Origin of the sequence: Roseimicrobium sp. ORNL1 (assembly GCF_011044495.1) — a bacterium.
GTDB lineage: Bacteria > Verrucomicrobiota > Verrucomicrobiia > Verrucomicrobiales > Verrucomicrobiaceae > Roseimicrobium.
In genome coordinates this window covers 1-14,155 of record NZ_CP049143.1, presented here as the reverse complement: position 1 = coordinate 14,155, position 14,155 = coordinate 1, and the positions used below count along the sequence as shown (strand labels likewise).

Below are 14,155 nucleotides of genomic sequence, written 5' to 3'. Positions count from 1 at the left end.
GCGCATCCCTACCCGCCGTTTTGTGGAGGGACGTTTGCGTTGAAGGGGGTGGTGCGCGGAAGTGCTTCGTCAGGACGTCTTCCGCTTCCGGGAGTCTTGCGGAAAGTTGCGGGAAAGGATGATGTGAGGGTGCTCGCACCTCACCCCCCCTAGCCCGCCTTCTTCTGCGCGGCAGCGACCTTGGCCGGTGCGTGTGCCGGAGTTCCGCTTCCACCTTCACTTCCGCCCTCGTGGGCCGCGCCGCCGGGTTGAGGTTGCTCCTTCATCTTGCCGTTGCGGAATCTCCACGAGGCAGACTGGTAGTAGGCGATGGTGTCTTCCAACCGCTCGGCCAAGCCCGAGGCGAGGCTGGGGTCAGCGCTGTCCCGTGATACGGCGCCGGTCTTGAGCTTGAGTGTTCCCAGGGTGATTTCCTGTTTCGGCTTCAGCAAGGCGAGGGTCTTGTCGGTGATGACGGCAATCTTCTGGTAGTTCGAGACAAAGGCACGCTGCTGCTCCTTCCCGTATCCTGCGGACAGCACATCCTGACCGTAGAAGGAGGTGGTGTAGCTCCAGTTCAGCAGGCCGAAGAGTGTGGGCATCACATCCACCTGGCTGCACAGGTCCGTGATGACGTGCGGCTTGATGAGTTCGGGATTCCAGATGATGCAGGGGATGTGGTACTTGGTCACATCGAGTTCCACCTTGCCCGCGCTGCCGTGGCAGTGGTCCGCCACGACCACGAACACGGTGTTCTTGAACCACGGCTTCGTCTGCGCCTGCTTCAGGAAATCGCCAATGGCATAGTCCGTGTACTTCACCGCGGCGGGACGTCCCTGCTTGTAGGTCATGTCGATGCGGCCCTCGGGGAAGGTGAAGGGTCGGTGATTGGAAACGGTCATCACATGCATGAAGAAGGGCTTCCCGGCGGCGTGATTGGCATCAGCCTCCTTGGTGGCCCAGTGGAAGAGGTCCTCATCGCACACGCCCCACGCATTCTGAAACGTGATGTCCTTCTTGGACTTCGCCATGCGATCGATCACGCGATACCCATTGCCCGCGAAGAAGGTGTTCATGTTGTCGAACATGGCATCTCCTCCGTAGATGTAGCTGGTGTCATACCCGCGGGCGCGGAAGAGGCTCGCGGTGGTGGCGAGCTTGTCGTTGTTCGGCCGCCAGACGATGGATTGTCCGGGTGTGGGTGGCACGCACAGCGTCAGCGCCTCCAGTCCACGCACGGTGCGGGTGCCGGTGGCGTAGAGATTCGTGAAGAGGATGCCTTCATCCGCGATGCGGTCGAGGTTCGGCGTGAGCCAGGAGCGCAGCTTGAATCCGCTCTCCTGGAAGTGGCTCATGAATTCCGCACTCAGGCTCTCCACGCTGACCAGTACCACGTTCCACGGATGTTCCGGGCCATCATGGTGTATCACACGACGAAGGTCCTGCGGGTCATCATTGAGCGGCGGTGTGTCCTGCAGCGTGAGCAGGGACTTGGCGCGCGTCATGGCCACTTCGGTGTCCCGCTTCATGTAGAAGCGTTCGTAGTCGATCTCGCTTTCCCAAAAGGACGCGCAGAAGGCGTAGATGCCGTTCTTGCCGAGTTCGCGGTTGAACTCGTTGCGGAAGCGCGGGAGCTGCGACTGGCTGCAGACGTAGGAAATGCCGATGAGCAACGCCGCGCCGCCCAGCGTGTGGCCCAGACGCGGCAGCCAGCGGGTATCGCCTTTGCAAATCCACGCCGGAGCGCCGAGCCGCACCACCAGGGAGGTAATGAGCAGGCCCGCCAGTGCCAGCCCACCCAGGATGGCGGGCATGGGATAGGATTGCTGGATGTTATCGATGACCTCCTGCGTGTACACGAGGTAGTCCACGGCGATGAAGTTGAACCGCACCGAGAACTCATCCCAGAAGAACCACTCCGCGATGCCGATGAAGAGGAATACCACGCTGTAGAGGAACAGCAGCAGCGTCACCCACCACCGGCCCACCGGGCCGCGCAGCAACCTGCCCGGCACCAGCAGCGTCAGCAGCCACAGCGGTGCGGAGGCATACAGGCCCGCCAGTATGTCGAACCACAACCCGGCACCAAAGGAACCGAGCAGGGAGGGATTCCACGCCATCTCATGGCGCCCTTGAAACAGCAGCGCCACCCGCGTGAGCAGGGCCAGGCTCAGTTGCATGGCCACCACGATGATGACGCCCCGCCAGAGGTAGCTGCGCGGGGCGTAGGTGGGTTCAGACGGTTGTTGTTCGGCGGAAGTCGAAGCGGGCGCGGGTGGTATCGTCATGAGAATTGAGCCAGGGGCGAGTCCTCTGTGTGAGGGACGGATGGTCTGCTCCAGGGAAGCATGGCGGCCAGCACACCGGCATTCACCACATTCACCAGAGCAGCGCTCCAGAAGACATCGCTGAGGAAATGAGCTCCACTGGCCACTCGCGACCAGCTGACCAGCGTACCCCAGGCCACGCCAAAGGCGAGTCCAGCGTACATATTTTCCCGCCTCCCCCAGACCGCCGCGGCAAAGCCCAGGCTGCACAGATAAAAGGCTGCGGACGCGTGACCACTGGGGAAGGACCGGCCCACGGAGGCTGGGTCATGGAGGAAGACGCGCTCATAGTGCTGGTGCCCTCCGAACTCGACCACATCCTTGGGTCGGGCGCGGTTCCACGAGTGCTTGAGCAGGCCATTCACCAGCAAGCCGGGCCCCAGCAGGTACGCCAGTACCAGGTACAGGGCCGGGGGACCGAGATGACGCCAGCTCTTGCGGAAGATGGCCATGAGTCCCACCAGGCCAGCGCCTATCGCCACCAGTGCGGCCAGTACGGGGCTGTAATCATTGAGCGCCTGGCACAGGGCGGAGCGCATCCCAAACCACAGTCTGGGCTTGTGCCACCACACCTTGGCCGTAGCCAGATCCACGTCCCAGAAACGAATCACCAGGCTCACCGCCAGAGCGAGGGACAGGAGCAGGGCGACGAAGATGACGAGCGGCCACACGCGCGGTGCCCATTCTCTGAAACCGGAAGCCGGTGCCACATTCGCAGTCATGGCGTGGCCTCCGTTCCCTGGGGTGTCACCGCTGCGGCGGACTTGGGGCGAATGGGATAGCCGGTGCGCGCATTCACCAGCAGCTCCCGGGGTGTGTCCGCGTCCGGTGGCAGCGCCTGGAAGGCCCACACCCAGCGGTCATCGCGCTTCTCCAGGCCGCCACCGATGATGGTGCTGCCGGGTGCCTCCGCCAGCGCGGCAGCCTCCGCCTGGCTGCGCACAATCACGAGCGCGGGCTCGGTACGCGTGGACTGGCAGGACACTGCGCCGCAGAGACAGACGGTCGCTATGAACAGGTGCCATGGGTGATGCAGGAGATGCATGCGCCCCAAACAGACCACCACACCATGACCCTACGGTGACAGGATGATTACAAGACTGTCATCTTGTCCAGCGTTGCACATGGTGTACCTACATCCATCTTTGGTCCCTCAGACCGCCTGGATGCCCCTGCGGAGACTATGAAAGTCCTTGTCGTCGAAGATGAATCAAAGATGGCCGCGTTCCTGGAGCGGGGCTTTCGCGAACAGCATTTCGAGGTCGAGCTGTGCGACCGCGGGGACAGCGCCCTGCAACGCATCCAAGCCTCGGCATTTGATGCGGTGGTGCTGGACATCATGCTGCCGGGGCTGGATGGCATCACGGTGGTACGCCGTCTGCGTGAGCAGGGAAATGCCACACCGGTGCTCATTCTCTCCGCACGTGGCCATGTGGATGAAAGAGTGGAAGGACTCGAAGCAGGCGCCGATGATTATCTGGCGAAGCCCTTTGCCATCAAGGAAGTCGTGGCCCGTGCCCGCGCCCTCTCGCGCCGCATGCCAGAGACACGCGCCCAGGTGCTGAAGCTGGCGGACCTCACGCTGGATCTCGTGCAGCATGAGGCGAGGCGGAACGGCGTACGGCTGGACCTCAGCACGCGTGAATTCAAGATGCTGGAGGTGCTGCTGCGCAACGCCGGCCGCATCTGCGGGCGCACCCTGCTGCTGGAGCAGGTGTGGGATTTCAACTTCGACCCCGGCACCAATTTGGTGGATGTGTACGTGAAACGCCTGCGCCGCAAGCTGGATGACGGCCATGAGGTGAAGCTGGTGCACACCGTGCGTGGCTCCGGATATGTGCTGAAGGAGGGAGAGGCATGAAGTGGAGTGTGGTCACCAGGCTCACCTGGTACCTCGCCGGCGTGCTCACGGTGGCGCTGGCCATCATCGTGGTGCTGGCCTATCGCGAGATGGTGCTGGAGGCGGCGGACCCTGCCTCCTTCGGCGAGGAGCCTGAGCCGCTCTGGTGGCAGTTCGCCGAAGTGACGATTCGCTCGCTCATCCCGCTGACGGTGCTGGCAGCCGGTGGCTGGTGGTTGCTCGTGCGCGCCCTGCGCCCTCTGAAGGCCCTCACGGAGTCTGCCGAGCGCATGCATGCGGGAAATCTGCAGGAGCGCATTCCGCTCACCGGCCGCGGGGATGAGTTCGACACGCTGGTCCAGACGCTCAACGACATGACCGCGCGCCTCGCTGCGAGCTTTGAGCGCGTGCGTGACTTCACCCTGCACGCGAGCCATGAACTGAAAACGCCCCTTGCCATTCTCCGCGCGGACTATGAGGAGCTGGTGAACGACCCGAAGCGCCCCGAGGCAGACCGCGTTCGCTTTGCCTCCCATCTGGACGAAATCGAGCGCCTCACCCGCATCGTGGATGGCCTGGGCCTGCTCACCAAGGCGGATGCCTCCCAGGTGACCCTGCAACGCGAGTCCTTGAGCTTTGACGAACTGGTGCGCGACGCCGCGGAGGATGCCCGGGTGCTGGCAGAGCCCACGCATATCACAGTATCCTGCAACACATCAGGACCCATCATGGTACAGGGGGACCGCCACCGGCTCCGGCAGCTCCTGCTCATCCTGTGCGACAACGCGGTGAAGTACAATCGTGAAGGAGGGACCATCACGCTTGGCTTGAGTGCCAGGGGTGGCCATGCCGTGCTGTCCGTGAAGAACACAGGCCCCGGCATCTCGCCGGAAGACGGCGTTCACGTCTTCGAGCGCTTCCACCGTGGCGAAGCCGCCCGACAGATGAACCTCGAAGGCTGCGGCCTCGGCCTTCCCATCGCCCTGTGGATCACGCGGGCGCATAGTGGCACACTGACATTCACCTCGAAGCCCGATGATACCGAGTTTGTCCTCACCCTGCCTGCATGAGCGCTGAATCACCTGCGCCGGGTCGTCGTTTTTCATGGTGGCATCTGCTGGCGGTCATCTTCCTGCTCCGGCTGCTCTACCTGCCGCTCTTCTGCTCCGTCACGGATCTCGCCGGGGACGAGAGTTACTATTGGGAGTGGGGCCGCCGCCCTGACTGGGGCTACTACAGCAAGCCGCCCATGATTGGCTGGCTCATGGGCGTGACAGGGCTGTGCACCGGGCACGCCGAGTGGGGCGTCCGTCTCGCGGCGCTGCTCATGGGCACGGGAACACTCGCCTGCCTGGCGCTTCTCGCGCGGCGCATGTTTGGCGAGCGCGCCGCCTGGCTCACCATCCTGCTCGCTGCACTGACTCCCGCGAATGCCGCGCTGAATCTCTTCTTCACCATCGATGCTCCGCTGCTGCTGTGCTGGAGCGCGGCGCTGCTCGCGTTTTGGAACTGCGTGGATCAACCGGAACGCACGCGTCACTGGGTATTTCTCACACTCGCGCTCGGTCTTGGGAACCTCAGCAAGCAGATGATGCTGGTGTTTCCCGTCATCACGCTGCTGTTCCTTTCGCTGGAGAGCACGAAGCGGTTCCTTCTGCGCCGCCCCGCGTTGTGGGTCTCACTGGCTATCTCGTTGTTGTTCCTCGCGCCCGTGTTGATATGGCAGGCGCAGCATCACTGGATCACGCTGGAGCATACGAAGGAGCATTTCCACGGCACCGGCCAGCATGGCATTGGGAAGTGGCTGGTGCAGGTCCTCAGCTTTCCCGCCGCACAAGCCCTGCTGTTTTCCCCGGTTACCTGGGCGCTGATGATTTTCCTGACCCTCGGCGGTTTGTGGAAGTGGAAGGTGCTGGAACTGCGGCAACGGTATCTCGTTATCTTCAGCGGACCCGCGCTGGTCGTGTTCTTCCTTCTCGCGCTGCGTCAGAACATCAATCCCAACTGGCCCGCCGCCTTCCACCTCTCCGCCATCGTCCTGGTGGCCGGAAGCGCGCATGACATGGCCGCAGCAGCGTGGGCATGGGGTCGCATTCGTGGGAAGAGCATCACGTGGGCGCTCCGAGTCGGTGCCGTGTTGTGCCTGCTTGCCTACCTGCTTCCCCTCTATAGCGCCGTGGCGAAATATGCGAAGTGGGAAGTAGCCGACCCCATGCGCCGCCTTCGTGGCTGGAAAGAAAGCGGCGAACAAGCAGGCGCGATGCTCGCGCGCGTCCCACGTCCCGGACAAACGTTTCTCCTGGCACTGGGGCATCGCGAGAACGCCAGCCAGTTTGCCTTCTACACCCCGCAGCACCCCAAGGCCTACCGCTGGCAGTCGGATGGCAAAGTGGCCTCACAGTATGAAATCTGGCCCTCCGCCGGCGCCGAGCAACAAGGGAATGACGCCCTGATTCTACAACCTTCGGACAAACCTTTGCCGAAGTCCCTCACCAATGTTTTCACCTCGGTGGAACCGCTGGGGATGATCGACGTGCCCTTGGGCAAAGGAGAGTCCAGGAAGTGGCAGGTGTATCTGGGAAGGGAACTGAAGGGGTGGATGGAGTGATTGTGCAGTTATTGAAATGAGTAACATAGGCTGACAGATGTTATCGCTGGCTTATTTCGTGAACCGCACGCCCGAAGTTGCTGCCTGAAGGGCAGCAGGAGCCCAGCCCTCGTATTGAAGCATCCGCTATCTCATGGATGTTCCAGTCGCGCAGCGACGACCGTGTCTTAGCCCGGCCTTTCAAGGCCGGGTAGGCGGTTTGGAAGTTGCGTCGCGAAGCGACGCCCGAACCGGTGAATCTTGGGTGAGGTTATGGGTTCGGGTGTCGCTCCGCGACACTGGGTGACTCAACATCCACCCGGCCTTGAAAGGCCGGGCTAAGACACGGTCGTCGCTCCGCGACTTGGCTTCCAAGCGAACCCAAACGCTCCACCCACTGTTGCGAGTGGGGACTCTATCGACAGCCATTTGCGAATCCTTGAACCCACGCGCTGACTACTCGTTCATGCGGGAGATTAACCGCTCGATCCATGCAGGATCACGCTGCTGCCCGTCGCCTTCGTCCAACCCGTGTCCAGCACCGGAGATTCGTCCGACTGATAAGAAGCGGCACAAGCCACGATCTCGCCGCCGGAGGTTTCGACCCACCAGGTCCATGTGCCATTCGCAAACGTTCTGGAAGCCTTGTACAACTCGTACTGCCGCGGCCGGAGCAAGAGGCCCCGCCGCATGGTCCTCTGTTCGTCCAGGTTCATCTCCGCCAGGACCTCGGCAAGCCTTTCTCCCTGAAGCCCCAATTTCAGGCGGGCGAGTTCCGGTGGAGCATCAGGCCGCTGACGCTTGTGCGGAGGTACGTTGGCGCGGAGCAGTAGCATTGCCAGCAGAAGGGCCACGACGTACCCCCCACACGTGATCAGAAAAGGTACAGCCTGTCGCTGCACCAAAACGCAATACCCCATCAGCACCAGTGCCGGCACGGTGATGCCAATGCTGATGGCGTGATGAAGCTGCCTTCTGGTCATGGTGACAAGCACCACTATCGCAAAAAAGCCCCATCGTATAGCAGCAGTTTACACTGCTACCACTTGTTCGCCTGAATCACATCCTTCTCACCCTTGAGCCAGTTCACGAGGTTCAGGGTGGAGCGCATGGCCTGGCGGGGCACGCTTTCATACGTGCGGGAGCCGATGTGGGGGGTGATGAGCGCCTTGGGGTGCTTCAGCAGGGGATGGTCGGCGGGCGGGGGCTCTTCATCGAGCACGTCGGTGCCATAGCCACCCACAGTGCCGGCATCGAGCGCGGCAATCATGTCGGGCATGTGCACCAGCTCGGCGCGGGAGGTATTGATGACCAGCAGGTCCTTGCGGCAGAGCTTGATGCGCTCGGCATTCACGAGGTGGCGGGTGGAGTCGCTGAGATTGGCGTGCAGGCTCAGCACATCGATTTCCGGCAGCATGGTCTCAATCTTCTCATGGCGGGTGACGCCGTTCTCCGTGGCGAAGGCCTCGGGCCAGTACGGGTCCAGCGCATGCACCTTCATGCCGAAGGCGAGCGCACGCTTGGCCACTTCCTGGCCGATGCGGCCCAGTCCCACGATGCCAATGGATTTGTTCCAGATTTCATGGCCCGTGACACGCTTCCACTGGCCATTGCGCACGGCATTGGCGGAGTCCACGAGGTTGCGCACCAGGGCCAGCAGCAGGCAGAAGGTGTGCTCGGCCACGGTGGTGTGATTCACGCCGGGGGTGAAGAGCACGGGAAGCTTCTGTGCGGTGCACTCGGTCACATCAATCTTGTCCAGGCCGATGCCGTACTTGCTGATGACGCGGAGGCGGGGCAGGGCCTTGTCCAGCACGCGCTTGGTGATCTCGTCGTCGCCGCAGAGGAAGGCATCGAAGTCACCGGCCAGCTCCAGCATGCGGCTCTCCGGCAGCGGCCCGCGCTCGCGGTGGATGTCGAAACCCTGGGCCTCCAGCAGGGCATGGTGCTCGCCGGGGGTGTCCTGATAAGAGGTCGTGCTGAGGAGGATACGGGTGCGGGACATGGGAGAAGGCTGGTACAGGGCTTCCCTCCGCAGGGTCCAGTCAGGGCGGATGCGCTTGGCAGCCCCGCTCAGACCGTGCTAGAAGGGGTGGCATGATGGAAGACAATGAAGACCTGGGCAAGGAAAACGACGAAGACGAACTCGAGACCGACCTGCACGAAGACGGCGATGAGGGCGAGGAGTCTTCGGACGGCGCCCCCGCCCTGGAGCGAAATCTCGGCACCCAGCCGATTGATGCTGTGATCGAAAAGCACGCCCTGAAAAATCATGACGTGGTGCAGATGAACCGCGGCGGGCTTACCCACAAGATTGTGCAGAAGGCCCGCAAAGGCCGCCGCCTCAAGCCGAACATGAAAGTCCGCGTCACCGAGGCGCTCAACGTCACGCTCAAGCAGCGCGGCATCGACGAGAAGTACGGCGTGGGGCAGTTGTTTAATTATTGAGTGGTTTTTCTGAAGGAGGTTAGGCCTTCTGGCCTGACAGCGGTGGTTGGGTCATCCGACCCGACCGCTCTCTAGATAGAAATCTATGACTGTCGGGCCGGAAGGCCCAACGCCCACTGTCAGGCGGGGACGCCTAACCTCCATCCTGGCTGAGGTGCATCTGAGCTGAGCGTCTCTGCCTCCTCTGCATCGAGGTGCACTACCTCTGCTGGCTTCGCGTCACCATGACGGCCACCCGACTTTCCTGCTCCTTTGCGTCCTTTGCTGCTTTGCCCCTTTGCGGTTAACCGGAGTCGTCCCTTCGACGTAAAGAGCGAGTTCTGCGTGCAGTGACGTCAGGCCGGGAGGCCTAACGCCCACTGTCAGGCGGGGACGCCTAACCTCCTAGGTGATGCGATAGTGCTCGCGGTAGGCGCGGGGGGTGCGGCCGGTATGCTTGCGGAACTCGTGACCGAAGTGGCTCTGGTCCGCGAAGCCGCACTCGATGGCGACCTCCGCCAGTGGCTTGTCCGTGAAGACGAGGGCGCGAGTGGCCATGCGCACGCGCAGCTTCCGGATGTACTGCTGCGGGGGCAGGTGGAAGACCTGCAGGAATTTCCGCTCAAACGCGCGCACGCTCAGCCCGGCCTGGGTGGCGAGTTCACCATTCGTCAGCGGGCCGTGGTAGCCATCGCGGATGCGCAGCAGCACGTGCTCCAGACCGTGGCCACCGCTCATGGAACGCTCGGCAGACTTGAGTGGGCGTGTGGTGCCGGTGGTGCCGATGACACGTCCACGCGTGTCCCGCAGCGGCAGCTTGTGCGTCACATTCCAGCGTGCCGCCTGGTCCGCGCCTCCTACGAGTTCGATGCGACCCACGACCTTGTGCCCCTTCAGCACGCGCTCGTCGTCCGTGACGAACTGGTCCGCGAGGAAGGCCGGGGAGAGGTCATAGTCCGTCTTGCCTACGGCCTGCGCTGGCTCCTGCAGATCAAAGTTCAGCAGGAAGGCGCGGTTCACATGCAGATAGCGACCACGCCGGTCCTTGATCCAGAACAGCACTTCATCCAACCCATCGAAGAGCTCGGCGAATTGCAGCACCGCATGCTGCACCCCCGCCGGGTGCCGTTTGGCAGAGCCGTGCGGAGGCGTTGATTTCATGACTACTGCGTGCCGAAGAATCCGCCCAGCTTCCGGATGCGGGTCGGGTGGCGCAGCTTGCGCAGGGCCTTGGCTTCAATCTGGCGGATACGCTCGCGGGTCACGTGGAACTGGCGTCCCACTTCCTCCAGCGTGCGGCTCGCGCCGTCCACGAGGCCGAAGCGCTGCTCCAGCACCGCGCGCTCGCGCTCGGTGAGGCTGTCCAGCACGTCCTTCAGCTTGTCGCGGATGAGGTTCATCGCGGTCATCTCCATCGGGCTGACCGTGTTGCTGTCCTCAATGAAGTCGCCGAATTCGGTATCGCCTTCGCTGTCGCCCACCTTGGTCTGCAGGGACACCGGTTGCTGGCTCATGCGCAGCACGGCATTTACACGCTCCACGGGCAGGTGGATTTCATCCGCGATTTCATCCGGAGTCGGGTCACGACCCAACTCCTGCACGAGCTGCTTCTGCACGCGCAGCAGCTTGTTGATCGTGTCGATCATGTGCACCGGGATGCGGATGGTGCGCGCCTGGTCCGCGATGCTTCGCGTGATCGCCTGGCGAATCCACCACGTCGCGTAGGTGCTGAACTTGTAACCGCGCTTGTACTCGAACTTCTCCACCGCGCGCATCAGGCCCATGTTCCCCTCCTGGATGAGGTCCAGGAAGCTCAGGCCGCGGTTGGTGTACTTCTTCGCAATGGAAATCACGAGGCGCAGGTTCGCCTCCACCATCTCCGTCTTGGCCTTGGTGGATTCCTTGCTGAACTGCAGCGCCTCCGCGTAGTACTTGCGGAAGTCCGCCGCGGTCACCCACGCCTGCAGCTCGAATTCTTCGAGTGCACGATGTACATCCGGATTGTCCGGCGAGCGGGAGGACTCGATTTCAATCTGGTCCAGCTCGGCGAGGCGCAGCTTCAGCACGCCAATGAGGTCTTCATTGGTCTTCTGCTTGAAGTAGAATTTCGTGCAGAGCTTGTTGATGCCCGAGCGGGTCTGCTCGAAGGCGGCCTGCAGTTTTTCCTTCTGCTTGGCACCGGCCTTCATCAGGGCCTGGTACTGCTCGTTGGCCTTCACGATGCCTTCACGCACCTGGTCACAGACCTGGCGGAGCTTCTTGAAGTAGCTGTCGCGATTTTCAATCTGGCGATCGAGCACCAGACGGTCGAAACGTTCCGTGCCACCGGCGAGGGCATCGCCGAGGTGCAGATATTCGCTCGCGATGAAACCGACGTGCTGGAGGCTGTTGTGCAGGTTCGCCTCCGCCTTTTCGATGCGCTTGGAGATGCCGATTTCCTGCTCGCGGGTGAGCAGCGGCACGGCGCCCATCTGCTTCAGGTACATGCGAACGGGGTCATCCAGCATGTCGAGCTGGCCTTCCTCGCGCTCCTCGGCATGGCTTTCCTCATCCTCCGCCACCAGGGCGATGGACTTGCTCTTCACGCGGTCGACCTGCGTCGGCTCGATGACCTGGACTTCGAGATTCTTCAGCCGGACGAGGATCTCATCCATGAGCTCCGGCGTGACAAAACCAGCCGGCAGGGCTTCGTTGAGATCGTCGAAGGTCAGGTAGTCCTGTTCCTTGGCCAGACGGATGAGGAAGCGCAGCTTCTCCTGGATCTCCGGCGCATTGATGTCGTCATGGTGCGCCGGCGCTTGCTCCGCGGGACGCGAATTCTTCGGCGGGCGACCACGACGGCGCTTGCCGTTCACGGCTCCATTGAGATGGGCATGAGCCGGCGCAGCATCCGGGAGCGGATGCTTGCGGGGGCGGCCACGGCGTCGTTTGGGTGGTTCGTGGGACACAACCTGTGCGCTCGGGCTCGCGGGATGATCCTGGGGGGCTGCAGGGACACTCATGGAGCTGTCGGGCCTAAAAACTTCTGCAATTGCTCGTAACGGTCAAGGTATTCTTTCCTAAGAGCCTGTTCTCGTTCCTGTAGGCGGGCCATTTCGGTAGTGGGAAGTTCGGGTTGTTTGACCTGCCTCTGAACATTCTGGAGCGTATTGCGCAACCGAATGATCTCTGTCAGGAGCAACTCACGCTCCTGTAGGAGTGCCATCTCCTCAGGGGCCAAGCTACGCTGTTTGACGTGGGTCTGTACGATTTGAAGCAGGTTGTTGAGGCGGGCTGCCTCCAGATTTTCCAGCGCGCACTCCGCCGCTTCCATGCCTCCTTCGGGCATCGGCAGGGAGAGTTGCTTGGTTACTGCGACCTCTTCCTCCCGTGAAACTTGGGAAAGATAAGCAGCCAGTGTGGCAGGTTCCGCAAGATTTGCGGAAGATTTCCATACGAGTGCGAGCAATTCGCAGCCGGAGAGATCCTGCAAAATCTCCTCCCGGCCCGTGCTGCGCAGCCAGTTCAGGATTTTTTCATCCGCAAGCGCATTGCGGAAAAGCATGATGGCATTTCTATCCTGCGGCGGCAGCGAGGGTTGCGTTGCGGCCGGCGCGGCGCTGTTGCTGGGAGTGGAGCTCGGCCTGTGCGCCCGCGCAATCTGCCGGCGGAATTCGTCCTCCGGCATGTTCAGGCGGCGGGCGATATTTTGAACAGCGGCGTCGCGCACGATGTTGTTGTCCACCAGCAACACCATGGACGCCAGCTCTCCGGCGAAGCGGCTGCGCTCGCGCACCTCGCTGAGATTCCGATTCGCCGACGCGTGGTCCAGCATGTGGTCAAAGAAGTCGCGCGCGCGGCCAATGTATTCCTGGAATACCGCCACGCCCTGGCCGCGGATGAGTGAGTCCGGGTCTTCACCCTGGGGCAGGGGAGCGACCTTCACCGAAAGACCCGTCGGTGCCAGAATGGTAAAGGCGCGTTCGGCGGCCTTGTACCCCGCATTGTCGGAGTCAAAGCACAGCACGACTTCCGACGAAATCTGCTTCAGCTTTTTCGCGTGGAACTCGGTAAAGGCGGTACCGAGAGGCGCCACGACATTCTCCACGCCATTCGCAAACGCCGTGATCATGTCGAGCTGGCCTTCTGTGACGATCGCACGGTCCGCCTTGTTGATGGCGCGCTTGGATTTGTCAAAACCGAAGAAGACACGGCTCTTGCTGAAGATGGGTGTTTCCGGTGAATTGAGATACTTCGCGGCCTTGGCCTCCTTGTCGAGCACGCGTCCGCTGAAAGCGATGCACTCGCCAAATTCATTCCGGATGGGGAACATGAGCCGGTGGCGGAAGCGGGGATAGGTGTCGCGCCGTCCCGAGTCTTCATCCGGTCGTGCAAGTAGCCCGGCGGTGACGAGCAGGTTCTCCGTGAATTTCTTTTCCAGCGCCCACTCCCGCAGCATGTCGCCGTAGGGCGGTGCATAGCCCATCTGCCAGTCCTTGGCGGTTTGGGGGCTGATGGCGCGGGACTTCAGGTAGGCGCGGGCATCCTCGGCCACCTTGTGCCGCATGAGCAGCAGGTGAAACCACTCCACAGCCTCCTCGTGCACCTTGAGCAGAGCCTTGCGCACCTTCGCCTCGCGCTCGGCATTGGCGTCATACACTTCCTCCTCAATGCGGATGCCCGCCTGCTCCGCGAGCCGCTTCACCGCCTCGACAAACGTGATGCTCGAGTGCTCCATGAGGAAGCGGAAGGCATTCCCCCCCGCGCCACAGCCAAAGCAGTGATACGTGCGCTGCTGCGGGCGCACATTAAAGGAGGGAGTCTTCTCCGAGTGGAAGGGGCACAGGCCCACGAAGTTCACCCCCGCCTTCCGCAGCTTCACATGCCGCCCGATGAGGTCCACGATGTCCGTGGCCTCCAGCACTTGCTGGATAGTTTCTTCGGGGATGCGGGGCATGGGTGGTGGGCGGAACCGATCAATGTGGCGGGTCTGTCAAGAGGGGCAAGCTTTTGCGC

At 62.2% G+C, this 14,155-nt stretch carries 12 protein-coding genes; 4 read left to right on the top strand and 8 right to left on the bottom strand.

Features of this window, described 5'->3' with window-relative positions; translation table 11 throughout:
* Positions 1-149 precede the first annotated feature (149 nt).
* From G5S37_RS00060 to G5S37_RS00050, 3 genes are read right to left on the bottom strand one after another with little or no spacing between them, the layout of a single operon-like run.
* Complete coding sequence (locus G5S37_RS00060; protein WP_165199510.1) at positions 150-2,267, bottom strand: LTA synthase family protein; 2,118 nt, start codon at positions 2,265-2,267, stop codon at positions 150-152.
* Positions 2,264-3,028 carry a phosphatase PAP2 family protein gene (locus G5S37_RS00055; protein WP_165199508.1) on the bottom strand — a complete coding sequence of 255 codons (765 nt, stop codon included), beginning with the start codon at positions 3,026-3,028 and terminating at the stop codon, positions 2,264-2,266. Before G5S37_RS00055 ends, G5S37_RS00060 begins: the two co-directional genes overlap by 4 nt.
* A complete protein-coding gene (locus G5S37_RS00050; protein ID WP_165199506.1) occupies positions 3,025-3,351 on the bottom strand; it encodes a PepSY domain-containing protein in 327 nt (108 codons plus the stop codon). Before G5S37_RS00050 ends, G5S37_RS00055 begins: the two co-directional genes overlap by 4 nt.
* A gap of 138 nt (positions 3,352-3,489) precedes the next feature.
* Between G5S37_RS00050 and G5S37_RS00045 the strand changes: the two genes are divergently transcribed.
* From G5S37_RS00045 to G5S37_RS00035, 3 genes are read left to right on the top strand one after another with little or no spacing between them, the layout of a single operon-like run.
* Positions 3,490-4,167 (top strand): response regulator transcription factor, encoded by a 678-nt coding sequence (locus G5S37_RS00045; protein WP_165199504.1) that lies wholly within the window; start codon positions 3,490-3,492, stop codon positions 4,165-4,167.
* Positions 4,164-5,216, top strand: a complete 1,053-nt coding sequence (locus G5S37_RS00040; protein WP_165199502.1) for an ATP-binding protein — start codon at positions 4,164-4,166, stop codon at positions 5,214-5,216. The genes G5S37_RS00045 and G5S37_RS00040 overlap by 4 nt, the downstream gene beginning before the upstream one ends.
* Complete coding sequence (locus G5S37_RS00035; protein WP_165199500.1) at positions 5,213-6,754, top strand: glycosyltransferase family 39 protein; 1,542 nt, start codon at positions 5,213-5,215, stop codon at positions 6,752-6,754. The genes G5S37_RS00040 and G5S37_RS00035 overlap by 4 nt, the downstream gene beginning before the upstream one ends.
* A 455-nt stretch (positions 6,755-7,209) precedes the next feature.
* Here G5S37_RS00035 and G5S37_RS00030 read toward each other — a convergent pair whose 3' ends face one another.
* Both G5S37_RS00030 and G5S37_RS00025 read right to left on the bottom strand, forming a co-directional pair.
* A complete protein-coding gene (locus G5S37_RS00030) occupies positions 7,210-7,716 on the bottom strand; it encodes a hypothetical protein (protein WP_165199498.1) in 507 nt (168 codons plus the stop codon).
* A gap of 56 nt (positions 7,717-7,772) precedes the next feature.
* A complete protein-coding gene (locus G5S37_RS00025) occupies positions 7,773-8,738 on the bottom strand; it encodes a phosphoglycerate dehydrogenase (protein ID WP_165199496.1) in 966 nt (321 codons plus the stop codon).
* Positions 8,739-8,830: 92 nt separating this feature from the next.
* Here G5S37_RS00025 and G5S37_RS00020 point away from each other — a divergent pair, with 92 nt between their 5' ends.
* Positions 8,831-9,181, top strand: coding sequence for a hypothetical protein (locus G5S37_RS00020; protein WP_206026251.1), 351 nt, complete (start codon positions 8,831-8,833; stop codon positions 9,179-9,181).
* Between the two features lie 384 nt (positions 9,182-9,565).
* Here the strand turns inward: G5S37_RS00020 and G5S37_RS00015 are convergent, their stop codons facing one another.
* Genes G5S37_RS00015 through dnaG form a run of 3 tightly spaced genes read right to left on the bottom strand, consistent with a single transcriptional unit; the run spans position 9,566 to position 14,096 of the window.
* Entirely contained in the window at positions 9,566-10,321 is a 756-nt protein-coding gene (locus G5S37_RS00015; RefSeq protein WP_165199492.1) for an AraC family transcriptional regulator, read from the bottom strand.
* A gap of 2 nt (positions 10,322-10,323) precedes the next feature.
* Complete coding sequence (gene rpoD / locus G5S37_RS32810) at positions 10,324-12,162, bottom strand: RNA polymerase sigma factor RpoD (RefSeq protein WP_165199490.1); 1,839 nt, start codon at positions 12,160-12,162, stop codon at positions 10,324-10,326.
* Positions 12,159-14,096, bottom strand: a complete 1,938-nt coding sequence (dnaG, locus tag G5S37_RS00005; protein ID WP_165199488.1) for a DNA primase — start codon at positions 14,094-14,096, stop codon at positions 12,159-12,161. The genes rpoD and dnaG overlap by 4 nt, the downstream gene beginning before the upstream one ends.
* Positions 14,097-14,155: the final 59 nt, after the last annotated feature.